We start from the raw sequence: 501 nt of genomic DNA on the forward strand, positions 1-501 counted from the left end.
ATCAAGGTCGATGCTGTAGAAAGTATCACTGAAGACGCAGTGAGTACCGATACGGTAGTGGCAACGTTGGAAGTCGCTGATACCGATACGCCAGAAGAGCAATTAACCGTTTCTTTAGAAAACAACTCAAACGGCTACTTTGCGTTAGTTGGCGATGAAGTCAAACTGACTCAAGCGGGTGTTGACGCGGTTAACAACGACGAACTCAACCTTAAAGACCTAACGATCAGCGCATCAGTATCGGATGGTGTTAATCCAACGGTTAGCGACAGTGATAGTTTGATTGTGAATCGCGTTAACGATGCACCAACAGTCGATAATGTGATTTCAGATCAAGTGTTAGCAGAAGATTTTACGATCTACACGATTGATTTAAACGACGCATTTAAAGACAGCGACTCCGCACTGAACTTTTCAGTGTCCGGCAACAGCAACGTGTTGGTTTCGATTGAAAATGGCATCGCGACCATTAGCCCAACGGCAGACTGGAACGGCTCAGAA

At 45.5% G+C, this 501-nt stretch carries 1 protein-coding gene; it reads left to right on the forward strand.

The features are described 5' to 3' along the window. Window positions 1–501: hypothetical protein (locus R7R78_RS29895; protein ID WP_213872264.1), on the forward strand; the 501-nt coding region annotated here is incomplete at both ends.

The organism is Vibrio sp. 2134-1 (assembly GCF_033339495.1).